General features: G+C 68.2%; 24 protein-coding genes. 15 read left to right on the forward strand and 9 right to left on the reverse strand.

Annotation, left to right across the window (positions count from 1 at the left end; translation table 11 throughout):
* Positions 1-295 precede the first annotated feature (295 nt).
* The 4 genes from LFM09_RS38250 (at position 296) to LFM09_RS38265 (ending at position 4,804) form a co-directional block, all read left to right on the forward strand.
* Positions 296-1,147: a PspA/IM30 family protein gene (locus LFM09_RS38250; protein WP_414101508.1), complete on the forward strand. Its 852-nt coding sequence runs from the start codon at positions 296-298 to the stop codon at positions 1,145-1,147.
* A 28-nt stretch (positions 1,148-1,175) separates the two neighbouring features.
* A complete protein-coding gene (gene pspM / locus LFM09_RS38255; RefSeq protein WP_414101509.1) occupies positions 1,176-1,997 on the forward strand; it encodes a phage shock envelope stress response protein PspM in 822 nt (273 codons plus the stop codon).
* Positions 1,998-2,179: 182 nt separating this feature from the next.
* Positions 2,180-3,418, forward strand: a complete 1,239-nt coding sequence (locus LFM09_RS38260; protein ID WP_414101510.1) for a uracil-xanthine permease family protein — start codon at positions 2,180-2,182, stop codon at positions 3,416-3,418.
* 171 nt (positions 3,419-3,589) lie between these two features.
* Complete coding sequence (locus LFM09_RS38265; RefSeq protein ID WP_414101511.1) at positions 3,590-4,804, forward strand: glycosyltransferase; 1,215 nt, start codon at positions 3,590-3,592, stop codon at positions 4,802-4,804.
* On the opposite strand, the gene LFM09_RS38270 is transcribed toward LFM09_RS38265, so the two are convergent.
* Genes LFM09_RS38270 through LFM09_RS38280 form a run of 3 tightly spaced genes read right to left on the reverse strand, consistent with a single transcriptional unit; the run spans position 4,785 to position 6,886 of the window.
* Complete coding sequence (locus tag LFM09_RS38270; protein ID WP_414101512.1) at positions 4,785-5,762, reverse strand: quinone-dependent dihydroorotate dehydrogenase; 978 nt, start codon at positions 5,760-5,762, stop codon at positions 4,785-4,787. The two genes, LFM09_RS38265 and LFM09_RS38270, sit on opposite strands and share 20 nt — an antisense overlap.
* A gap of 45 nt (positions 5,763-5,807) precedes the next feature.
* Positions 5,808-6,329 (reverse strand): hypothetical protein, encoded by a 522-nt coding sequence (locus tag LFM09_RS38275; protein WP_414101513.1) that lies wholly within the window; start codon positions 6,327-6,329, stop codon positions 5,808-5,810.
* A complete protein-coding gene (locus tag LFM09_RS38280) occupies positions 6,326-6,886 on the reverse strand; it encodes an RNA polymerase sigma factor (protein WP_414101514.1) in 561 nt (186 codons plus the stop codon). The genes LFM09_RS38275 and LFM09_RS38280 overlap by 4 nt, the downstream gene beginning before the upstream one ends.
* A gap of 68 nt (positions 6,887-6,954) precedes the next feature.
* On the opposite strand from LFM09_RS38280, the gene LFM09_RS38285 reads away from it, so the two are divergent.
* A complete protein-coding gene (locus LFM09_RS38285; RefSeq protein WP_414101515.1) occupies positions 6,955-7,212 on the forward strand; it encodes a hypothetical protein in 258 nt (85 codons plus the stop codon).
* On the opposite strand, the gene LFM09_RS38290 is transcribed toward LFM09_RS38285, so the two are convergent.
* From LFM09_RS38290 to LFM09_RS38300, 3 genes are read right to left on the reverse strand one after another with little or no spacing between them, the layout of a single operon-like run.
* Positions 7,209-8,459, reverse strand: a complete 1,251-nt coding sequence (locus tag LFM09_RS38290; RefSeq protein WP_414101516.1) for a cytochrome P450 family protein — start codon at positions 8,457-8,459, stop codon at positions 7,209-7,211. The genes LFM09_RS38285 and LFM09_RS38290 overlap by 4 nt on opposite strands.
* Before the next feature lie 20 nt (positions 8,460-8,479).
* On the reverse strand, positions 8,480-9,241 hold the full coding sequence (locus LFM09_RS38295) for an Fpg/Nei family DNA glycosylase (RefSeq protein WP_414101517.1): 762 nt from the start codon (positions 9,239-9,241) through the stop codon (positions 8,480-8,482).
* A complete protein-coding gene (locus LFM09_RS38300) occupies positions 9,234-10,079 on the reverse strand; it encodes a ParA family protein (RefSeq protein WP_414101518.1) in 846 nt (281 codons plus the stop codon). Before LFM09_RS38300 ends, LFM09_RS38295 begins: the two co-directional genes overlap by 8 nt.
* A 33-nt stretch (positions 10,080-10,112) precedes the next feature.
* On the opposite strand from LFM09_RS38300, the gene LFM09_RS38305 reads away from it, so the two are divergent.
* The 7 genes from LFM09_RS38305 to LFM09_RS38335 all read left to right on the forward strand — a co-directional run bounded on the left by LFM09_RS38305 (position 10,113) and on the right by LFM09_RS38335 (position 14,800).
* Positions 10,113-10,832 carry a class I SAM-dependent methyltransferase gene (locus LFM09_RS38305; protein WP_414101519.1) on the forward strand — a complete coding sequence of 240 codons (720 nt, stop codon included), beginning with the start codon at positions 10,113-10,115 and terminating at the stop codon, positions 10,830-10,832.
* A 100-nt stretch (positions 10,833-10,932) separates the two neighbouring features.
* Entirely contained in the window at positions 10,933-11,502 is a 570-nt protein-coding gene (locus LFM09_RS38310) for a sigma-70 family RNA polymerase sigma factor (protein WP_414101520.1), read from the forward strand.
* A complete protein-coding gene (locus LFM09_RS38315) occupies positions 11,499-12,215 on the forward strand; it encodes a class I SAM-dependent methyltransferase (protein WP_414101521.1) in 717 nt (238 codons plus the stop codon). The genes LFM09_RS38310 and LFM09_RS38315 overlap by 4 nt, the downstream gene beginning before the upstream one ends.
* Before the next feature lie 85 nt (positions 12,216-12,300).
* Complete coding sequence (locus LFM09_RS38320; RefSeq protein ID WP_414101522.1) at positions 12,301-12,867, forward strand: sigma-70 family RNA polymerase sigma factor; 567 nt, start codon at positions 12,301-12,303, stop codon at positions 12,865-12,867.
* A 118-nt stretch (positions 12,868-12,985) separates the two neighbouring features.
* Complete coding sequence (locus LFM09_RS38325; protein ID WP_414101523.1) at positions 12,986-13,261, forward strand: sigma factor-like helix-turn-helix DNA-binding protein; 276 nt, start codon at positions 12,986-12,988, stop codon at positions 13,259-13,261.
* 73 nt (positions 13,262-13,334) lie between these two features.
* Positions 13,335-14,054 carry a sigma factor-like helix-turn-helix DNA-binding protein gene (locus LFM09_RS38330; protein ID WP_414101524.1) on the forward strand — a complete coding sequence of 240 codons (720 nt, stop codon included), beginning with the start codon at positions 13,335-13,337 and terminating at the stop codon, positions 14,052-14,054.
* Positions 14,055-14,230: 176 nt separating this feature from the next.
* Positions 14,231-14,800 (forward strand): sigma-70 family RNA polymerase sigma factor, encoded by a 570-nt coding sequence (locus LFM09_RS38335; RefSeq protein WP_414101573.1) that lies wholly within the window; start codon positions 14,231-14,233, stop codon positions 14,798-14,800.
* Here the strand turns inward: LFM09_RS38335 and LFM09_RS38340 are convergent.
* Positions 14,781-16,091 carry a glutamine synthetase gene (locus LFM09_RS38340; protein ID WP_414101525.1) on the reverse strand — a complete coding sequence of 437 codons (1,311 nt, stop codon included), beginning with the start codon at positions 16,089-16,091 and terminating at the stop codon, positions 14,781-14,783. The genes LFM09_RS38335 and LFM09_RS38340 overlap by 20 nt on opposite strands.
* A 12-nt stretch (positions 16,092-16,103) precedes the next feature.
* Here LFM09_RS38340 and LFM09_RS38345 point away from each other — a divergent pair, with 12 nt between their 5' ends.
* The 3 genes from LFM09_RS38345 (at position 16,104) to LFM09_RS38355 (ending at position 19,254) form a co-directional block, all read left to right on the forward strand.
* A complete protein-coding gene (locus LFM09_RS38345) occupies positions 16,104-17,201 on the forward strand; it encodes an amidohydrolase family protein (protein ID WP_414101526.1) in 1,098 nt (365 codons plus the stop codon).
* Between the two features lie 33 nt (positions 17,202-17,234).
* On the forward strand, positions 17,235-18,509 hold the full coding sequence (locus tag LFM09_RS38350; protein WP_414101527.1) for a DNA polymerase IV: 1,275 nt from the start codon (positions 17,235-17,237) through the stop codon (positions 18,507-18,509).
* Between the two features lie 85 nt (positions 18,510-18,594).
* Entirely contained in the window at positions 18,595-19,254 is a 660-nt protein-coding gene (locus LFM09_RS38355) for a hypothetical protein (protein ID WP_414101528.1), read from the forward strand.
* Positions 19,255-19,668: 414 nt separating this feature from the next.
* Here the strand turns inward: LFM09_RS38355 and LFM09_RS38360 are convergent, their stop codons facing one another.
* Together LFM09_RS38360 and LFM09_RS38365 are read right to left on the reverse strand one after the other, a co-directional pair.
* Entirely contained in the window at positions 19,669-20,766 is a 1,098-nt protein-coding gene (locus LFM09_RS38360; RefSeq protein WP_414101529.1) for a DUF4034 domain-containing protein, read from the reverse strand.
* Between the two features lie 15 nt (positions 20,767-20,781).
* On the reverse strand, positions 20,782-22,281 hold the full coding sequence (locus LFM09_RS38365) for a M48 family metalloprotease (protein ID WP_414101530.1): 1,500 nt from the start codon (positions 22,279-22,281) through the stop codon (positions 20,782-20,784).
* Between the last annotated feature and the right edge of the window lie 99 nt (positions 22,282-22,380).

The following is a 22,380-nucleotide window of genomic DNA, read 5'->3' on the forward strand; positions in this document are numbered from 1 at the left end:
CTGAGACCGCCTGTGGCCCCCGCCACGTGACGGTGTGCAACAAGAGCGGGCCTTCGCACGTTCAACTGGCAACGACGGCAGCACGCTGAACGCCAGGCAACGGGTTGGCCACAGCACGCTGGGTCACCGCGTCCCGGGACGCGGGTGCGGGCAGGATTGGACGCCGTTAGGCGTGTATTCCAAAGTCCCGGGGTAGGTCAGGGTCAACCCGGATATCTCCCCGTGTCGGTGGATACGCCGACGCACAATTGAGACGATGGATCCAACACCGGCACCGAGAAGGCAGGCGTAGGAGATGGCCAGTCCGTTCGTGAAGTTCTGGAAGTACCTCATGGCGGCGTTCTCGTCCAAGATCGACGAGCACGCTGACCCGAAGGTGCAGATCCAGCAGGCCATCGAGGAGGCGCAGCGTCAGCACCAGGCGCTCTCTCAGCAGGCCGCGGCCGTGATCGGCAACCAGCGGCAGCTGGAGATGAAGCTGAACCGCCAGCTGGGCGACGTGGAGAAGCTGCAGGCCTCCGCACGTCAGGCGCTCGTGCTCGCGGACGAGGCGCGCTCGAAGGGCGACGAGCAGAAGGCGACCCAGTTCGAGAACGCCGCGCAGGGCTTCGCCACCCAGCTCGTCACCGCCGAGCAGGGCATCGAGGACCTCAAGACGCTGCACGACCAGTCGCTGCAGGCCGCGGCACAGGCCAAGCAGGCGGTCGAGCGCAACTCGATGATGCTGCAGCAGAAGCTGGCCGAGCGCACCAAGCTCCTCAGCCAGCTGGAGCAGGCCAAGATGCAGGAGCAGGTCTCCGCGTCGTTGAACCAGATGAGCGAGCTCGCCGCGCCGGGCAACGTACCGTCGTTGGAAGAGGTTCGCGACAAGATCGAGAAGCGCTACTCGACCGCGCTCGGATCCGCCGAGCTCGCCCAGAACTCGGTTCAGGGCCGCATGCTCGAGGTGCAGGCCTCGACCACGCAGCTCGCGGGTTCGTCGCGCCTGGAGCAGATCCGCGCGTCCATGCACGGTGGCCAGGCAGCCACGCCGCCGCAGGTCACCGCGGGCAACAGCGCCGCCGCGCAGATCCAGGCCGAGATCGCGCAGCGCGTCCAGCAGGAGCAGAAGACCACGCAGCAGCAGGTCCCGCCGGCTCAGAACTGAGCGGGGCAGGAGGAGTCAGCAGGTGATCATGGAGCCCTGGAGAAACCGTCCCAACAACGAGATCGTCCGCAAGGTCGTCAACGAGTTGGGTGCGTCGCTCCAGGGCCACCCGCTGGCCGAACAGGCGCGGTACCGCCTGCAGAAGTGGAACGACCCCCGCGCGAAGCTGGAGCGCAAGCGCAAGCGCACGAACGCCGTGCTGACGTTCTGGCTGGCGTTGATCACGATCTTCGGCACGCTCGCCGTCTTCGGCTTCACCGGCGTCCTCGGCACGTGGGCGACTGTCTCCGGCACGATCGGTGCGGCGCTGCCCGGCCTGCTCGCCGTCCGCAGCGGGTTCAAGCTGCGTGAGCTCAGCGCCGCGAGGCAACGGCTGGAGCTGGCCCCGCCGCCACCGCCCCGGCCGCCGCTGCCCGCACACATCTCCGCCGCGCGCGTCCCGATGGAGAAGCTGCACAGCGCCGAGGACGCGATGAACCAGCTCCTCGTCCAGCTCGACTCGCCCGCGCTCACGTCGATGCCGACCGAGTCCGTCCAGCACGCCCGGCAGACCGCCCAGGAGGCCTCCTCGGCCATCCGCGCGGTGTCCGCGCAGCTCCAGGCCGTGGAACGCGCACGGGACAATGCGCCGCATCTGGAGCGTGCGCCGTTGGTCGAGGGCGTGCGGGTGCTCAGGATCCAACTGGCGGACGGCGTGGACCGCTACTGTGCGCTGGTGGCCGAAGCCGGGAAGGCGCTGGCGGCGAGCACGCAGTTCCAGGACCCGCGTTCGGTGCTGGACGACGCCACCGACCACCTGGCCGGTCTCGCGTCTGCGATGCGAGATGTCTCAGGCTATTCAGCGTACTGACTGTGACGCTGCGTAGTCGCGTACCGCTATTCGACGGTTCCCCCTGGAGATCTTTACGGCAATCGTGTGATTATCAGACCGTTATCTAGCCGTAGTCACTACATGGCGTGGCAGGATTCCGGGGCCGGTCTGCGGGAAGTCCGGCTGGGTTGCCGGGAGGCAGTGCGTTGGCGTTGTGGACCGTGCACGGGGACGGTCGGATCACCGACAGTGAAACCGTCGCACCGCAGGAGCGGGTGAGCTGGCCGCTCACCATCGGGTTCGGAGTGCAGCACCTGGTCGCCATGTTCGGCGCGACCGTGCTCGTGCCCACCGCCACCGGGCTCCCCGTCGCCACCACGTTGTTGTTCTCCGGTCTGGGCACACTGCTGTTCCTGGTGATCACCAAGAACCGGGTCCCGAGCTACCTCGGCTCCTCTTTCGCCTTCGTGGCGCCTCTCGTGGCCGCCCGCGAACAGGGCATCGCCGCCCAGCTCGGTGGCGTCGTCGCCGCGGGTCTCCTGGTGATCGTCGTGGGCATCGCGGTCAAGGCGCTGGGCGTGCGGCTGCTGGAGTCGGTCATGCCGCCGGTCGTCAGCGGCGCCGTCGTGATCATCATCGGCCTGAACCTCTCGCACCAGGCCACCTCGAACTTCGCCAAGCAGCCCGTGCTGGCCGCTGTCACGACCGTGGTGATCCTGCTGGCCGGTGTGCTGGGTCGCGGCCTGCTGTTCCGGTTCTCGATCCTGCTGGGCTTCATGGCGGTCTGGATGGGCGGCCTGGCGTTCGGCGCCGTGCCGTCGGAGAAGATCACCGCGCTGCGCGAGGCGGCGTGGGTGGGTGTGCCGCAGCTGCACCAGCCGGAGCTGCGACCGTCCGTCGTGCTGCTGATGCTGCCGGTGGTGATCGTGCTGGTGGCCGAGGTCGTGGGCCATGTGAAGGCCGTCGCGGCGCTGACCGGCCGCAACCTGGACGGCAGCGCGGGTGATGCGATCATCGCCAACGGCCTGTCCACCGCGTTGTCGGGTCTTGGTGGTGGCGTCGGGACGACGACGTACTCCGAGAACATCGGCGTCATGGCCGTGACTCGCGTCTACACGACGGCGGCGTTCGCGTTCGCGGGCGTGTTCGCAGCAGCGCTGGCGTTCTCCCCGAAGGCCATCGCGCTGTTCGGCACCATCCCCAACGGCGTGCTGGGCGGCTGCACGCTGGTGCTCTACGGCCTGATCGTGCTGATCGGCGTCCGCATCTGGATGGACCGCGGCGTCGACCTGACGAACCCGGCGAACGCGTTGGTCGGTGGCGCCGCGCTGGTGGCCGGCGTCGGTGACCTGACCATCGAGATCGGCGACCTGTCGATGGGCGGCATGGTCTGGGGTTCACTCCTCGTCGTGATCCTGCATCCGGTGATGCGCTGGCTGCGGGCTGCACGGCGTAACTAGTCGTTACACCATTGTGTGGTTTTCGTCCCTCCACTTCGGACCGATCCCAGTTCCGGTCCACGGAGGGAGTTCCGTCATGGTCGCCGCGTACTACGTGGTGTTGTTCCTGGCCTGCGCCATCATCGCGGGCAGTCTTCTCGCGTCCCGCATTCTCCTGCTGCGCCACCGCCGATGACGTCGCTCGCGTGGCTGATGGTGCCGCTCGCGATGATCGGTGTCGTGCGGGTGTGCGTCGTTCTGGTGGCGGCCGACCTCTACGACCTGTCATTGCACCGCTGGCGCCCGTTGCCTTACGCGCCAACGGTTTGGGTCGTCATTCCGGCGTACAACGAGGAGCTGTGCGCCGCTCGCGCAGTTCAGTCTGTTTTGGACAGTGACTACCCCGATGTCTCGGTGATCGTCGTCGACGACGGTTCCACGGACGGCACGGTGGCGTCGTTGCGCGGCTTCGGCTCGCGCGTTCAGGTTGTGTCGCAACCGAATGCGGGCAAGGCGGCGGCGATCAACACCGGTATGCGTCTCGTCGGCGACGGCCTGGTGATGGTGCTCGACGCGGACTCGACGTTGTCCGCCTCCGCTGTCTCGCGGATGGTCGCGCACTTCGCTGATCCGCTCGTGCTCGCCGCCGCGGCGAACGTGAAGATCGCTGCACCGCGTGGCGTGCTGGGGTGGGTGCAGCGCCTGGAGTACGCGGTGGTGCACCGGCTGAAGCAGGGCTACACGGTGTTCAACTGCGAGTACGTGATCGGCGGCGTCGGCTCGATGTTCCGCACCTCGATCGTGCGCGCGTGCGGCTACTTCGACACCGACACGATGACCGAGGACATCGACTTCTCCATGAAGATCCTGTCCGTGCGCGGCAACTACGACTGGCGCATCATCTTCGCCGCCGACGCCATCGCGTACACCCAGGCCGTGCCGTCACTGTCCGGCCTGCTCCGCCAACGCTTCCGGTGGAAGTTCGGCCGCTTGCAGGCGTTCTACAAACACCGCTCGCTCTTCTTCGGCAACTCTTGCTCGCGCCTTCTCTCGTGGCTGCACCTGCCGTACACGGCCGCAGGGGAGGTGCTCGTGCTGTTCGAGCCGTTGTTCGTGTACGTCGTCGTCAGCGCCACGTTCCAGACCGGCTGGTTCACCGGCATCCTCTTGCTGTGCGCCGTCTACACCGGTGTCGCGGTGTTCACGGTCGTTGGAGATCTGACCGAACCGTGGCGTGCGAAGCTGCGGTTGCTGGCGTTGGCCCCGTTGGCCTATCCGCTGCTGATGGTGATCGTGTTCGTCGATCTCGTGGCTGTGCTGCGCTCGCTGTTCACCGTGCTGCGCGGCTACCGTCCGGCCGGCCGCTGGGAACACGTCGAGCGCACGCTCACCTCAGTGCCCGGTTGATCCGGGAGACGAGCCCCGGCCCCTCGTAGATGAACCCGGTGTAGATCTGCACGAGGCTCGCGCCGGCGTCGATCATGCGCTTGGCGTCGTCCGCGGTCGCGATGCCTCCGACCCCGATGACCGGCAGCTCGCTGTTCTTGGTGATGAACCGGACGACGTCGTTGGCGCGCTGAGTGAGCGGCCGGCCGCTGAGTCCGCCGGTTTCGGTGCGGTGCGCGCTCGTGAGGCCCTCACGGCTGAGAGTGGTGTTCGTGGCGATGAGGCCCTTGATGCCGTTGTCCAGGCACACCTGGATGACCTCTTCGATCGCGTCGTCGGTGAGGTCCGGCGCGATCTTGACGAGCATCGGCTTGTCCGTGGCCGCGGTGAGGGCCTGCACGAGCTCGGTGAGCGCGCCCTTGTCCTGCAGGCTGCGCAGACCGGGCGTGTTCGGCGAGCTGACGTTGATCGCGTAGTAGTCGCCGTGGTTCTTCAACGCGTCGAGCGAGTTCAGGTAGTCCTGCACGGCGTCCTCGACCGGCGTGATCTTGGACTTGCCGAGGCTGATGCCCAGCGGCGCCTTGAGCGTGGTCTGGTCGAGCTTGGCCGCCAGCGCCTGAGCTCCGGCGTTGTTGAAGCCCATCCGGTTGATGATCGCCTCGTCCTCGCGGAGGCGGAACAGCCGCGGCTTGGGGTTGCCCGGCTGCGCGTGCCAGGTGACGGTGCCGACCTCGACGAACCCGAACCCGAGCGCGGCCCAGGCGGGCAGCGCGCGGCCGTCCTTGTCCAGCCCGGCCGCGAGCCCGACGGGGTTGGGGAAGCGGACCCCGAACACGGTGCGCGGGTTGTTCTGGTTGCGCGCGAACTTCGCCAACGGGCTGAGGCGCGCCATGACGTTGAGCGTGGTCTCGTGGACCCGCTCCGCGTCGCCGCCGTGCATGTTGAACAACGCCCTGCGAACCACCTGCTTGTAAACCACGCGCCCACCCTATAACGCCAGCTCAGGGTGGGCGCGCGGCACTCTCTAGTTCCCGACCTCGGCCAGGCAGTCCGGCGCAGGGTCGCGGTGCGGCCCGGTGAACCCGAGCCCGGTCCCGCGGTTCGGCATGGTCGAGATGCCCAGCAGGATCTTGTACCCGGCCGGGACGTCGCCGGGGAACATCGTCACCTTGCCGTCCTCGGTGATGCGCGGCAGCTTGTAGTCGTCGAGGAGATCCATCTTGCTCTCGTCGAGAGGAGCGCAGTCACGCGACATCGGCACTGCCTTCGCGCCGATGCCGTACTCGCGCAGCTTGGCGTTGGCCGCGTCGACCCCTTTGATGTCCCGGATGGTCAACGTGACGCTGCCGTCGGCGTTCTTGGTGACCGCCCACGCCTCCTGCCCGGTGTTCGCGGTGATCGCCACCGTGGCCGCTCCGGCGATGGCGAGCGCTCCGGCCGCCGCCAGCAGCGGCCTCACGTTGCGCCGGCGCTGCTGCGGCACGTCCTCCAGCGAGTGCCCGTGCTCGCGCATCAGGTCGTCCAGCAGGTTGTCCTTGAAGCTCATCGGTCTCCCCCTCCCACAGCCAGGTCGCGGACCTTGCCGCGCGCCCGGAAAAGCCTGATCCGCAGCGCGCCGGACGACATGCCCAGCGCAATCGCCGCGTCTTTCGGTGTCATGCCGACCAGATCGACCAGTTCGATCACCTCGCGGTCGACGTCGGACAACACCGTCATCGCCGCGATCAGCTCACGGCCCGCCCGTTCCGCGTCGATGCGCGTGACCAGGTCGGTGATCTCGTCGGTGTCGAGCGTGCGGTGGCCGTGGATCCGCGCCACCACGTCACGGCCGCGCGTGACGGCCTCGCAGTGCTGTGCGAACACCCGTCGAGCGATGCCGAGCACCCAGCCGCGGGCGGTGCCGCGGGACGGGTCGAAGGTGCCGAACGACGTGATGGCGGCGACGAACGTGTCCGCGGTGAGGTCCGCGGCGGTCTGCGGGTCGGCGGTGCGGCGGGCGAAGTAGGCCATCACCACGTCGAACTCAGACTCGTAGATCTCCTCGAACGCGCGCGCCGCGCGGGTTGGAGATGGTGGTGGTGGTGGGTGTCGTGGGGCTGTCATCGGCTGACTCACGCTAATGGTTGCCGACTTCCAGCAACGCCGTTACGCCTGGGGGCGTCATAGAGGGCATGGGGGATCTTGTCGAAGCAGCCCGTGCCCTGCTCACGGACGGTACAACGCCGGAAGAGGTGTTCGTCGCGCTGGCCGTGGAGAAGCATCGGCACTACGAGGTGGCATTGGCCGTGTGCGTCGCCGTGGGCAACTCGAAGGTCGACGCCATCGAGCGCCTGACCGCCGACGACGAGTTCTGGACCGATGACACCTTGGGCGACGCCGCCAGGAGGGCGCGGGTGCTCCAGGCCGCCGGCGTGTTCGAGCTGCGCTAGCTGGGCTTCGGCACCTTGATCGTCGCCTGCTCGTCCAGCGGCATCGTCGGCTTGGTCCGGAACGTCACCGGCAACGTCCGCAACCCTCGGCTGCCCAGCGACACCCGCCAGATCGGAGACTTGGTGGCGTCCAGCGCCAGCCCGGCGCAGCGCGACAGCAGCGTCCGGAACGCCACCTCGCCCTCCAGCCTGGCCAGCGGCGCGCCGAGGCAGAAGTGCATGCCGTGGCCGAACGCCAGGTGCTGGCGGTCCGCCCGTTCGATGTTGAGCTGGTCCGCCCGCGGGTACCGGTTGCTGTCGTGTTCGGCCGAGGCCAGCGACAGCAGCACGACGTCGCCGGCCGGGATCTGCACGCCGCCGATGGTCACCGGCTGCGCGGCGAAGCGCAGCAGGTGCGAGGTCGGGCCGTCGAAGCGCAGGAACTCCTCGATCGCGCCCGGCAGCAGCGACGACGAGCGCTGCAGCAGCTCCAGCTGTTCGGGGTGGCGCAGCAACGCCAGCGTGCCGTTGCCCACGAGGTCGACGGCGGTCGTGTAACCGGCGACGAGCAGCAGGAACGCCAGCGACGCGAGCTCGCTGTCGGTCAGCGCGGCCTCGCCGGTGGCACGAGCCAGGGCTCCGATCAGGTCGTCGTCGCCGGAGGTCCGCTTGTGCGCCACGAGGTCGCGCAGGTAGCCGGAGGTCTCCTCACGCGCCGAGGTCGCGTCGCCGTCGGTCAGCCCGGTGACCACGTCGGCCCAGTACCGGAAGTTCTCCTGGTCGACGGCCGGTACGCCGAGCAGCTCCATGATCACGGTGATGGGCAGCGGCGCCGCGAAGTCCGCGATCAGGTCGCAGCTGCCGGACTCGGCGAACTCGGCGGCCAACGACGCGGCGAGCTGCTCGATCCGCGGGCGCAAGGCGGCGATGCGGCGTGGCGTCAGCTCGCTGGACACGGCGCGGCGCAGGCGGGTGTGGTCGGGGGCGTCGCTGGTCATCATGTGGTCGGACAGGTCGCCGAACCACCAGGACGCGAAGTGCGGATGGCCGCGCAGAGGTTCGGCGAGCGCGGTCCCCTTCGAGGACAGCAGCGGGTTGTCCAACGCGGCGCGCACGTCGGGGTATCGGGTCACGAGCCACATCGGTACGCCGAGGGTCTCGACCCGGTGCACGGGACCTGCGTCGCGCAGGCTCTTCAGCACCGAATACGGGTCGTCGGTGAAGCCGGGGCGCAGCGCATCCAGATTTACCGCCATGTCGAGGGACACGGGCAGGAGACCGCTCCGGTTCAACCGGACTGGCATTTTGGGCAGAAGTACACGAATCTCGTCTCGAACTCGCCCGATCGGACCCTTGTGCCGCAACGCAAACAGGGTTTGCCGGTGCGTTCGAAAACGTAGTGCTGGACGCGGCGGTCGCCCGTCGTGATCTGTTCGGGCCGCCACTGGTTCGCCTGCAACAGCTTGCGCGACAAAGCAACCGCACGTGAGGCGTCCACAGATGACACAGGTGCCGTCGGCAGAACCCCCAACAGGAAACACACTTCCGCGCGGTAGAGATTTCCGACGCCGGCCATGATCCGTTGATCCAACAATGCGGAACCGATCGGACGTGAATCGTCGGCGGTCAACCGCCGAACGGCCTCAGCGGCGTCGAACTCCGGTGAGAGAAGATCAGGTCCGAGATGCGAAATGAGCTCATCTTCGCGGGAGGTCGGCAGGAACTCCATGTCGTGCAACGCGAATCCGATGGCCTGCCGGTCGTCCACCTCGAACACCGCACGGGCCTGGTGCGCCGGGCGTCGCCAGCGCTCGCCGGGCCGGTAGAGGTGCCACGCGCCGTCCATCCGGAAGTGGCTGTGCAGGCTGTTGCCGTCGGAGAACCGGGTGAACATGCGCTTGCCGTACGTGCGCACGCCCAGCACGTCCAGGCCTTTGAGCTCCAATGTGGACAGTCGGGGGTGCCTCAGTTCGCCGCGGAGCAGCTTCTTCCCGGCCAGCGCCTCGTGCATCCGCTGGCCGGCCAGGAAGACGGTGTCGCCCTCAGGCATCCACCGCCTCTTGGATCTCGTCGTCGTCGAAGTCGTGGTGCACCGCGCGGCGGCGACTGCGGGAGATGCGCTGGATGCGGGCGAGCAGCAGGTTGAACGCCAGCGCCACCTCGCGCGCGCCCGGCGTGCCCCACTCGTGGATCGGCATGCACGCGCCCTGGGCCTGCTGCACCGCGAGCCGGTCCGGCAGCGCCACCGGCATCACCAGCGGACCGAAGATGTCGCGCAGCTCCTCGATGCGGAACTGGTGCTCGTGCGAGCGCGGCCGCACGCGGTTCACCACGACGCCCAAGGGCTGCAGGTCGGCGTTGTTGATCTCCCGCTCGTTCTGCACCGCCTCGAACGCCCGCTGCACGCCCGCCACCGCGAACATCGTCGGCTCCGTGACCAGCAGCGCGCGGTCCGCCGCGACCAGCGCGGACCGGGTGAGCTGGCCCAGTGAGGGCGGGCAGTCCAGCAGCACGAGGTGGTACGGGAACTCGTCGTACATGTCCCGCAACGTCCGCAGCGCGTCTTTCAGCCGGTGCAGCCGCGACTCGTTCGGATCGGGGTGGTTGAGCAGCTCGGCGTCCTCCGACCCGGACAGCACGTCGATGCCGTCGCCCCACCTGCTCGGGCGGATCGCCTGCTCCAGGTTCTCCTCAGACGGGTCCTGCAGGACGTCGTAGATGCTCGCCTTGGACTCCTCGGGCTCCAGCGTCGACGTGGCGTTGCACTGCGGATCAAGATCGATCACCAGCGTGCGAACGCCACGACGGAGAGCGGCCGAGGCGAGGCCGAGCACCACCGTCGTCTTGCCGACGCCTCCCTTGAGGCTGAGCACGGACACCGTATGCACAGACCTACTCTAGGGTCTCCTACTCTTATTGCCATGCGACCGGACGCCGTACACAGGGTGCTCGACGCCGAACTGGCAGCCGCACGTCAGCGCAGGGGCGGTGAGCCGCCGCGCGTGCTCGACGTCGGCGGTGGCAGCGGCGTGTGGGCCGTGCCCCTCGCGGCCGCGGGCTGCGCGGTCACGGTCGTCGAGCCGTCGCCGAACGCCCTGGCCACGCTGCACACCCGTGCGCGAGAGGCAGGCGTGACGATCAACGCCGTGCAGGGGGACACCGACTCGCTCGGCGTTCCCGCTGGTGAGGCGGATCTGGTGCTCGCGCACGGCCTGCTGGAGGTCGTGGACGACGCGCCCGCCGCGCTGGCCGCGCTCGCCGCGGCTGTGACGCCGGGTGGCGCGGTGTCCGTGCTCGTGGCGAACCGGTTCGCGGCGATCCTGCACCGGGCGATCGCCGGCCGTATTGTCGATGCTCGGCGGTTGCTGGACGACGACGCAGGCCAGCTGGCCGGGAGGCGCGAGGAGTTGCAGCGCCGCTTCGACGTTCCAGGGCTTGAGAAGCTGGTCCTGGAAGCAGGGCTCTCTGTCGAGATCCTGCAAGGTCATGGCATCGTTTCCGACCTCGTACCCGGAGTCGTGCTGGACATGAATCCGGGTGCCGCCGACGCGCTCGCCGAGCTGGAATTGGCTGCTGCCACACGGTCTCCGCTGAGAGATGTGGCGGCGAGATTGCACGTGCTGGCTCGCCGTACCGCCTGAAAGCGTTTGCAGTCGGGACTTTTATGGTCCCGATGACTGGTCCCAAACGACTTTGCGGCGAAAGATAGTGTGTCCGCTGCCGACCGTAGGGACCAACGCCATGGAGAGTTCCGACCTGCTGGCCTCGCTCGTGAACGAGGCTGTCGCGGGCGACCGGCGTGCCGTCGAACGGCTGCTGGCGTCCGTCCGGCCGCTCGTGTCGCGGTACTGCCGTGCGCGCGTCGGTCGCAACGAACGGGCGTACGCGTCGGCGGACGACGTCGCGCAGGAGGTCTGCCTGGCGGTGCTGACGGCGTTGCCCACCTACCGTGAGCAGGGACGACCGTTTCTGGCGTTCGTCTACGGGATCGCCGCGCACAAGGTCGCGGACGCGCACCGGGTGTCCGCGCGCAACCGGTCCGAGCCGGTCGCCGAAGTGCCGGACGGGCCATCCCTGGCCGTCGATCCGGAGGAGAACGCGCTGCTCGGGTCGCTCTCGGTGCGGCTGGGCCAGTTGCTCGGCGGGTTGCCGGACAAGCAGCGCGAGATCTTGTTGTTGCGCGTGGTGGTCGGCTTGTCGGCGGAGGAGACGGCCGAGGCGGTCGGCTCGACGCCGGGTGCGGTGCGGGTCGCTCAGCACCGGGCGCTGGCGAAGCTGCGGTCGTCCGTGGGGGTCGAGGAGCTGATTTGACCGGCGCCTTCTACGACGGTCTGGCTGGAACGTACGACCTGATGTTCCCGGACTGGGACGCGTCGATGGCCCGGCAGGCGTCGCAGCTCGCGGAGTTCATCCCGGCCGGCGCGCGCGTTCTCGACTGTGCGTGTGGCATTGGCACGCAGGCGATTGGTCTGGCTATGCGCGGCCATGAGGTCGTTGGCACCGATCTGAGCCCTAGGGCGGCCTCTCGGGCCGTTGTGGAGGCCTCTGCGCGTGGCGTCTCGTTGCCCGCAGCGGCGGCGGACATGCGTGCGTTGCCGTTCGCTGACGCGTCGTTCGACGTCGTGCTTGCTGCGGACAACTCGCTGCCGCACCTGCTGACCTCTGATGATGTGCTTGCGGCGCTGCGTGAGATGCGTCGTGTGCTGCGTCCTGGCGGTCGGCTCGTTCTCTCGACGCGCGACTACGACGCGATCCGCAGCGAACGGCCGTTGTCGACGCCTCCGTCCGTTGGTCCAGGCAGGGTCATCTGGTTCCAGCTCTGGCATTGGGACGGCGACCAGTACGAACTGGAGATGTTCCAGCTGCGCGAAGCCGAGTCGTGGCGCGTACTGGTCGGTAAGGCACGGTATTGGGCGATTACTCGTCACGAACTCACCGAATTGGCGGAACGCGCGGGATTTGGTTACGGGGAGTGGTTCCTCCACGCCTATTACCAACCGCTGTTCGTTGCGCCAATCGGGTGACGTTTGAAGTTTCTCCCTACTTTCCGCATAAGGAGTGACGTGTCGCACGTCTCCTCTCCGGGACGTCGACGAGGGGACGCTTCGAATGGAGAGTTCGGCTTTATCCGCGGATGTGGTCAACCTGGCCGTGCACGGCGATGCCAGGGCCATTGACCAGCTACTTCGCTACCTGCGCCCGCTGGTGGTGAAGTACTGTCGCGCGCGTGTGGGGCGTTCTGCGACAACCGCGGACGACGTCGCACAGGACGTCTGTCTGGCCGTGCTGACGGCGCTGCCGAACTACCGGGAGCAGGGCAGGCCCTTCCTGGCATTCGTCTACGGCATCGCAGCGCACAAGGTCGCCGACGCGCACCGGGCTCTCGCTCGTAACCGAGCGGAGCCGATGGCGGAGGTGCCGGACCAGCCGCTGCGCACTGGTGGGCCCGAGGATTACGTCCTTCAAGACGAGCTGAACGGGACCATGGGCCAGTTGCTGCGTCTTCTGCCCGAGAAGCAGCGCGAGATTCTCGTGCTGCGCGTGGTGGTGGGTCTGTCAGCAGAGGAGACCGCTGAGATGGTGGGGTCGACGCCAGGCGCGGTCCGGGTCGCGCAGCACCGCGCGTTGGGGCGGCTGCGCAAGGAGATCGCCGCCGCCAGTGTCGCCATCGGATGATCGACCCGCCGTCGAGCGGCTCCTCGGAACGATCCGCCCGCTGATCGTTCGGTACTGCCGCGCACGTCTGGCGTCGCTGCCATCGGCCGACGCCACCGCACGAGAGGTGTGTCTGGCCGTGCTCGCGGCCTGGCCCTCCGATCGCGGGTCACTTCTGGCGTTCGTCTACCGGATCGCCGCGCAGAAGGTCGCGGCCGTGCCGTCTCGCGAACACTCACAACAGTTCGTCGTGCTGCCCGAACGGCTGCGCGAGATTCTCGTGCTGCGCGTGGTGGTGGGTCTGTCGGCGGAGCAGACCGCAGAGGCCGTGGGGTCGACGCCCAGTGCCGTGCGGCTCGCCCAGCACCGCGCCCTGGTGCGCCTGCGTGAGGCGATCGATGGCGCTAACGGGTGAAGTACGTTTGCTTTAGCGACCAGGTTCGTCCGGATGCGTGGGATGCACGCGTCCAAACGACATACCTATTGACATGGATCGCGAACTGAACGAGCCCACGCCGTCTGTCTCAGACGTCGTGCAGCACTTCAGTTCTCTCGCGGCCGACCGGCTGCACACCGACGACGTGTTCGTGCGGTACTTCCGGCAGTCCGGGCTGGCAGGACCGGTCTGGCACGAGTTCCTTCGCCGACTTCTCGGCTACGGCGTCACGATCGTTACCAACCTCGTCGAGTCCGGCGCGATGTTCGCCCGGTGCGGCAAGCAGGGCCACCACCTGCACCGACAGCACGTGCCCGCGCACGAGGTCGACGAGTTGGTGAACGACGCCGTGTGGGAGGGCTTCGTCTTCTTCCGCGACAAGGGCGTGCTCGGCGAGCAGTGGACGGCCGGGCACGGCCAGCCGGTGAACGAGTACTTCATCAACGCGTGCGTGCTGGCGTTCCCCAACGTCTACCGGCGCTGGCAGACCCGCGTGAACGGGTGGCGGGACGTCCAGCTGCTGGATTCGTGGGCGCGTCTCGAACAGGTCGTCGCCGGCGGGGCTCCCGAGGACCTCGTCATGGCGCGGCAGGCGGTGGACGCGGTGTTCGCCGAGCTGAGCGAGGACAGCCGCACGCTGCTGTTCCTGCAGGACCAGAAGTACTCGCACGCGGAGATCGCGGAGTTCATGCGAATCACGCCGCGTGCTGTCGAAGCGCGGCTCCGGCGGGTCCGTCTCGCCGCGCGCAAGCAAGCGGACGGGGAACGGTGATGGCTGTGGAGTTCTCGGTCGGTCTGCATCGGAAGGTTCACGCCTCGGCGATTCCCGGCTCTTCCGTTGGCGGGGAGGCCGGTCGTCTTGCCGATCGTGCGGACCGGGCCGCGGTCGATGCGCTGGTCGACCGCGCTGGTGATTTGCCCGGTGGTGACGTGCCGGCCGATCCACCGCTGGCGCAGCTCTCGGCTCGCCCTGATCTGCTGCAGGATCACCTGGCAGGTGCGCTGGCGGGGGATCGGGAAGCGGTCTCGCGGCTGCTCACCGCGATCAGGCCGTCCATCGTTCGCTACTGCCGCGCGCGTGTGGGGCGTTCAGCGGCTACGGCTGATGACGTCGCGCAAGAGGTGTGCCTGGCCGTCCTGACCGCGTTGCCGTCGTATCGCGATCAGGGGCGGCCTTTCCTGGCGTTCGTCTACGGGATTGCGGCGCACAAGGTGGCTGACGCGCACCGGTCGGTGGCCCGCAACCGGTCCGAGCCGGTCGCCGAGGTGCCGGACCAGATGTCGTTCGACGGTGGTCCTGAGGAGCACGTGCTGCAGGGCGAGCTCTCCGGGGAGATGGGGCGGTTGTTGCGGCTTCTGCCGGAGAAGCAGCGCGAGATCCTGGTGTTGCGCGTGGTGGTGGGTCTGTCGGCGGAGGAGACCGCAGAGGCCGTGGGGTCGACGCCCGGTGCGGTGCGGGTTGCTCAGCACAGGGCGTTGGGGCGGCTGCGGAAAGCGATCAGTGACGCCAGCGGGTGATGTTCGCGATGCCCTGCGGGCTGGCGTCCTTGTACCGCTCCATCTCGCCCCGCCGCACGTCCACGATCGTGCCCGCGAGCTCCTTGCCGAACGCCTCGGTGAGCACGGCGTCCTTCTCGAACTCCTCGACGGCCTCCTGGAGCGACGTGGGCAGCCGCGGGATGCCGTCCAGCAGCGCCGGGTCGACGTTGATGCTCTCGGGCAGCTCTGCTTTGGTCGCGATGCCGTCCAGGCCGGCCGCGATCACGCCGGCGACGACGAGGTAGGGGTTCGCGGTCAGGTCGAAGCACTTGATCTCCAGGTTGTCCTGGATCAGGCGAAGTGACGTCTCGCGGTTCTCCTCGCCCCACGCCACGAACGGTGCGGACCAGGTGTGCGGTACGAGCCTGAGGTAGCTCGCGAGAGAGGGACAGCCGATCGCGCACAACGCGCGGATGTGGTTGAGGACGCCCGCGCTGAACTGCTTGGCCTCGTCCTGGAAGCCCTCGAAGAGGTTCGTGTCGCCGCGCCAGATGCTGAAGTGCAGGTGGCCGCCGTTGCCGACGCCGCCGTTGATCACCTTGGGGGAGAACGACGGGCGCATGCCGTGGCGGATCGTGATCGCGCGGATGGTCTCTTTGACGAGGACCGCGGTGTCTGCGGCTGCTGTCGGGCCTTCTGGCGCCGTGGAGACCTCGAACTGGCCGGCGGCGTACTCGGGGTGGAACTGAAGGACCTCGACGTCCTGCTGGTCGAGGGCGTTGAGGAGGTCGACGCAGTAGTCGGACAGTTCGACCTGGCGTGCGTGCCCGTACGCGGCGCCGGTCGTGGCGGGGACCCAGTCGTCGGTGTCGGGCTTGCCGACGCACCACTCGATCTCGAAACCGGCTTTGGCGGTGAGGCCGTGTTCGGCGAGGGCTTTCTCTGCTCTGCGTGCTTGAAGGCGCTGGTCCATCGGGTACGGGACGCCGCTCTGGAAGTGGCGGTCGGCGGGTGCCCAGGCCCAGCCGGGCTGGCCCGCGAGCACGGTGAGGCGGTCGATGTCGGGGTGCAGGCGCAGGTCGCCGACCGGGCCGCCGGCGAACCGGCCCTGGATGATCCAGTCGTCGAACAGGAACACGTCGAACACCGGTGACGCGCCGACGCCGTGTGCTGCTGCGTGGGCCAGTCTGCGCAGAGGCACGGACTTCGTGCGTGTGATGCCGCTGTTGTCGACCCAGGTGAGTGCCACGACGCGCACTTCCCTGGCGTTCAGGCCGTCGAAGAGTTCCGTCGCCCGGTCGAACCGCTGGTCCCGTTCCGCAGAGTCCACGATCCTAAGGTTATGGGCATCTTGCCGTTCGTCGCCGAACTCGCGCTGATAGATCACCACTGCCACGGCGTGTTGCGCGTTGACAGCACGCGGTCGGAGTTCGAGTCGCTGTTGTTGGAGGCCGACGGGGTCTCCGCGCTGGGCGGGTCGTTCTTCGACTCGGCGCTCGGGTTCGCGGTGCGGCGGTGGTGTGCTCCTCTGCTCGACCTGCCGCGGCACGCTTCGGCTGAGGCGTACCTCGAACGGAGGAATTCGCTGCACATCACGGAGGTGTCGCGGACGTTCCTGATGGCGTCCGGGATCCACACGTTCCTGGTGGACGGCGGGTTCCAGCCTTCGCGGTTGTTGTCCGCTCTTGAGCTGTCATCGCTGGCGGGGGCGGTGTCGCGCGACATCGTGCGGCTGGAGCACCTGGCCGAGGAGCTGCGGCCGTCGGTTTCTGCTGCCGACTTCGTTCCCTCGGTTCGTGCGCGGCTCGCTTCTGGTGGGGCTGTTGGGGCGAAATCCGTTGCGGCGTACCGGGTCGGGCTGGAGTTGCCGGGCTCGCGGCCGCTGGATTCGGAGGTCGAGGCGGCGGTTCGTGCGTGGTCGGGCGAGCGGCTGGCCGATCCGGTGCTGATCGCTTGGCTGGCGTGGGAGGCGTTGGACGCTGGTCTGCCGTTGCAGTTCCACGTGGGCTACGGCGACTCGGACATCGATCTGCACCGTTGCGATCCGTCGTTGTTGACGCCGTTCTTGCGCGCGACTTCGGGCTTGGGTGTGCCTGTGCTGTTGCTGCACAACTACCCGTTCCACCGGCAGGCCGGGTACCTCGCGCAGGTGTTCCCGCACGTGTTCTGCGATCTCGGGCTGGCGACGCACGGGTTGGGGCATCAGGCGTCGCGGGTGTTCGCCGAGGCGCTGGAGATCGTGCCTTACGGCAAGTTCTTGTTCTCGACTGACGCGTTCGGTCTGCCTGAGTTGTACTACCTCGGCGCGTTGCTGTTCCGGCGCGCGTTGTCGGACTTCTTGTCGGACGGATTGCGTCGCGATGCGTTTCTTGAGGAGGACGCGCATCGCATCGCACGACTCATCGCGTCGGAGAACGCGGCGCGTGTGTACAAACTGTAGGATTCCGTCGAACTGACGTTCGAGGGGGTGTTCATGGGTCGCAGTGCGAACCTGCCACGCGGCCTACGCGATCGGTTCCGTGCGCGTGATGGTGTGTGGCCGGACGACACGGGCTGCCGGATGCTGCACGTGGACATGGACGCCTTCTACGCGTCGGTGGAGATCCGCGAACGACCTGAGCTTTCTAACGTGCCTGTCGTCGTAGGCGGTGTCAGTGGGCGCGGCGTCGTGTGTTCCGCGAACTACCTCGCGCGCGAGTACGGCGTGCGTTCCGCGATGCCCACCGCTCACGCCCGCCGGCTGGCCCCGACCGCTGTGTACCTGCCGCCGCAGTTCGACCTCTACCAGGAGGTCTCGCGCGGGGTCATGGCGATCTTCCGCGACATCACGCCTCTGGTCGAGCCGCTCTCTCTCGACGAGGCCTTTCTGGACGTGGGTGGCGCTCTTCGTCGTCTCGGCCTGACGCCGGGCGGTGTGGGGGAGCTGATCCGGTCTCGGGTGTTCGAGGCTCACGGCGTGACTTGTTCTGTGGGCGTGGCACGGACGAAGTTCCTCGCGAAGCTCGCCTCTGGCATGTGCAAGCCCGACGGCATGATGGTCGTGCCTTCTTCGGCTGCGTTGGAGTTCCTGCACCCGCTGCCCGTGTCGGCGTTGTGGGGCGTTGGCGCGAAAACCGCTGCGCGCCTTGAGACTCTGGGCCTGGAAACCGTCGCCGACGTGGCTGCCACACCGCTGCCCCGCCTGCGCCGCATGATCGGCGTGGCGCTGGCGGAACACCTCTTCGCTCTGGCCGCGGGCGTCGACGACCGCGCGGTGGTACCTGAGTCGCGCGAGAAGTCGATCGGTGCCGAGGAGACCTTCGAGGTCGACCACTACGACCGCGCCGTGCTTCGCCGCGAGCTGCTGCGTCTGTCCGAGCGCTCCGCAGGTTCGTTGCGGGGCAAGGGTTTGCGCGGCCGAACGGTGTCCATCAAGGTCCGCTTCTCCGACTTCACGACGATCACCCGCTCGCGCACCCTGCCCGTGGCGACCGACGTGACGCAGGAGGTCTACCGCACCGCCGTCGAGCTCCTGGACACCCAGGTCCCCGAGGGCGCGGTCCGTCTGATCGGCGTCCGAATAGAGGGACTTGACAACGCCGACTCCGCCGAACAACTGATCTTCGACGCCCCAGAACGCGGCTGGCGCGAAGCCGAACAAGCCGCTGACCAGGCCCGTTCCCGCTTCGGCTCACTAGCGGTCCGCCCTGCCTCCCTGCTCGGCAACAGTCCGGAGAAGCCGGCCGAGTTCGACCCGAAGCCGGAATGATCGCAACCTGTCCACAACCCGCGAGTAATCCACAGCTTCCTCTTGCCCCCGGTTTTCTAGGTTTCGCCTGACGCACCATTGCCCCATGCGCCACCCCATCGACCTGGAAGCCCTCGGCTCCCTGTTCCTGCACCGAGTGGTCCCCACCGCCGCCCTGGTCCACCTGGGCCTCTCCGGCCATCTGATCGACCAGCGCTGCCGCCCAGGCGGCCCCTGGCAACGCCCGTTCCCAGGCATCCTCCTGCTCAGCAGCAAGGACCCGCCCCGCCTGCAGTTGATGCACGCGGCCCTCATGTACGCGGGCAAGGGCGCCATGCTCACCGCCTTCGACGCCCTGCACCTGCACGGCATGAAGTCGACGATCCCCCGCCCAGGCGCCATCCACGTCCTGGCCCCACGCGGCACCAGAGCCAGGGGCTTCGGCCCCCTGTATCTCGAACACACCGACCGAATCCCAAAACCGGTGCTAAGCCGAGGCTTCCACGTGGCCCCGCTGGAACGAGCCGCCATCGACGCCATCCGCCGAACCAAGTCCGCAGCCGACACCAAAGCCATCCTGGAGGAGGTGGCCCACTTCGTAGGCGTCCAATCCCTGCGCGCCGAACTGGCCCTGGCCCCACCGCGCGGCACCGCCCTGGCCCGCAAGCTGCTGGGCGAATCCCCGGCCCGCCAACTGGAACGCGCCGTGATGGACCGCCGAGCCCTGTCGCTGCCGCGGGCGCGCCAACCGCTGGCAATCGGCTAAGGCCTTACCGCACAGGGGATTCCGCGCCCCGGCACGCAACTGGCCCTCTGCACGGCACCGGCTCACGTGCCGTGCCGTCGCAGGCGAAGCCGTGCCGCTCAACGCAACCGCCGCCGAACGCTCGCAACCGGACTACCACCTGCGACGCCACCTCAGTTGTCGGCCAGCCAACCCACAGCCTCGCTCAGCGCTGCCCAACGAAAGGAGCCCCGAACAGCACAGACCTCTGAGTCCCTGTCACCGCAACCGATCCGTCAACCGGCGCCCCCTGTCCGAGTACCTGCGCTACCTCGCGCACATCGACCCGGCCAACGTCCCCGCCAGCCGTCAAAACACGGCCGAGTCGCAGTCCAACTCAAGCCGAGCAACGAAGGGTGCCCCAGCCCTACCGCGCCTGCCCGTCGACCCGCAGCCCTACCGAGCCCGAGCCTTGACCCCCTTGCCCTTGGCCGCAGCCTTGACCGCAACACCCCGCAGGCTCAAGAACTTCAGCCCAGGCTCCTCGTAGTAGTCCCAAGGCCCGGCATCAGCCAACGCCCCCAAAGCCCGGAACTGCCCGACAGCTTCCTCGAACCTTTCCAACTGAATCAGCGCATAAGCCGCATACCCGCGGTCATCCCGCACCGCATAGGTATCGGCACCCTCATCAGCCAACCGATCCAGCAAAGCATCAAGCGCACCAACAACTTCGGGCAACTTCCACGCGTCTGTGCTGCCCTGCCACTCATAAGCGGCCCGCAACGGCCAAGCCAAGAACTTGGGTGACTTGGCAGCAGCCTCCATAGCGAACGCGAGAGCCAGCTCATCAGAACCGTGCCACTTCCGGCACCAGTACTGCAGAGCCTGCGAATGCCCGTTGTGGTGCAAGGGATCCCGCGCAACGAGCTCATCCCAGACCGAACGGAACTCGTCGTGGTCCACCTGCAGTCCGCGGGCGAGCGTCAGCAGCGTGTTCCACGGCGTCGGGTCGTCCGGCAGCACCGCCGCAGCGGCCTGGGCGGCGTCGCGGGCCTCGAACAGGACGCGGTGGAAGCCCTCGAACTGTTCGCGGGTCGTCTCCGAGGCCGACGCGCTGCCGCGGATGTCCCAAGCCAGGGCCACGAGCGACATCGCGTGCACCACCAGCCAGTGCGGGTCGCCTGGGCGGGCCGCGTTCCAGGCGTCGAGCCAGGTCTCGTCCTTCGCGGCGAGGTCGGCCAAGGCCCACGTCACTCGCTGGCGGCGGTCCCAGTCGCCGTAGGTGGCGGCGGTCAGGTCGGCGGCGTTCTCCCAGTTGCCGGCGCGGACGTCGTCCTTCACGGCGGCGAGGGCCAGGTCCTCGATCGGGGAAGTCGAAGTCACCTCGGCGTCGGGGACCAGGCCATAGCGCTCGGGGTGGGTCTTGGGCAGCACGTGGGCTGCCACGACCTCCGGTGGGAGCTCGTCGACCTCCACGCCCAGGCGCTTGGCCTCGCGCATCAGGCGGATGACGGTGATGAGTTCCTTGGGCTTGAAGAGCAGCGAGAGCACCACGGGTTGGACTCCAGTTCAGCGCGCGGGGCGGTAGTCGGGGGCGACACCGGCTACGGCCAGCGCGCCGCGCAGGCCCTGAGTGTTGCCGGACACGGCGGCGTCCAGGTGGTCGGCCATGTCGAAATCATCGGAGGAGGTGACGAAAGTGGTTCGTCCCAGCCAGTCCAGCTCCCAGTGAGCCAGGCCCGCGTCGGAGAACGCCAGTGCCACCAAGGCGGACAGCTCGGGCAGCACCTCGCCGCGGGCCATCTCGCGGCGGGCGCGTTGGCCGGCGTCGCGGGCGCCCGGCGTGTAGGAGCCGAGGTCGGCCAGGCGGCCGGCATCCAGGGCGTCGAGGACGGTCGTGAGTGACGGTGGCTGTGCCATCGCGGCAGAGGCTGCCTGCAGGAGGCGGTCGGTGCCGTGCACGACTCGGGCGCGGGCGCCGATGTGGCCGAGCGTGGCCCAATCGACCCGTTCCTTCGACGAAGCGTCGGACACGAGTGTGTTCAGCACGGCGGCGTCGAGCAGTGGCATGGCGTCGACGAGGAGTTCCAGAGCCGGGCGGTCTCCCCAACCGGACTCCGGTTCCAGGGCCATGGCGTCGATGGCGGTGATGCGGTCCTGCAGGGGCGGGTGGGAGTCGTACGGGCCGCGGTCCGGGTCGGACGGGTCCTGGCGGATCTCCTCCAGCCTCTCGTGCAGCTCGGGGGAGGTGCGCAGGCGGGCGAAGCCGTCGAAGAACGTCGTGGGGAGGTAGCCCAGCTCCCACGCGACGGTGAGGTGGCGGTCGGTGAAGAGGTCCCACGCGGCGTCGATCACCGGCAGTTCGCGGAGCGCGGACGAGGCGGCTGAGGAACCGGCCAGCTGAGCGGAGAAGCGGTCGGCTTCGAACTCCTGGCGCCGGCTGATCGCCTGGGAGACGCGGAGGTACAGCTTGGCGTAACCCAGGAACAGCTTGGCGATCATGCGCTGGAACCAGTGCTCGGCGTTCATGTGGGAGCCGGCGCGCAGCATCGCGTTGCGGCCGGAGACCACGACGCCCGCCAGGCGCGTGTCGTTGTTGGCGTAGTGCCCGAGCTCGTGGGCGAGCACCGCGATGAGTTGCTTCTCGGTCAAGGAGGTGAGCAGGGGAGCGCCGATGAACATCCGGCGCTTGAGCACGCGCAGGCCCAGGAAGCGGGTGTCCTCGGCGACGCCGGCGTTCACCGCGGCGAGGATGCGGATCTCGTCCGGTGGGCGGGTGCCTACCTCGGCGGCCAGGCGGCGGACGAGGTCCCAGAGCGCGGGCTGTTCCGCTGGTGTGACGGGAATGCCCGGCACCTCGTCGTGGGTGCGGCGTTCCAGTGAGACCAGACCCTTGATGAGCGCGAACACCACCGGCACCACGAACAGCGCCAGCTTCAGGCCGACGAACGGCCGTTCGATCAGGGCGTACGTCTCCAGTGCGAGTAGCCCGCCGATCAACCCGAAGGCGAGCACGTAGAAGCCGACGAGGAGCGCGACCGAGATGGCGGCACGCAACGAAACACGCATGAGTAAAGCGACCTTCCCCCAGTGCCGCGTGCAGATGGCGGCAAAACGCAGTGTGCATGATGGAGGGTCACGACTCAATCCCGTATCAACAGCTGTTCT

This window comes from Lentzea alba (genome assembly GCF_047445655.1).
GTDB lineage: Bacteria > Actinomycetota > Actinomycetes > Mycobacteriales > Pseudonocardiaceae > Lentzea > Lentzea alba_A.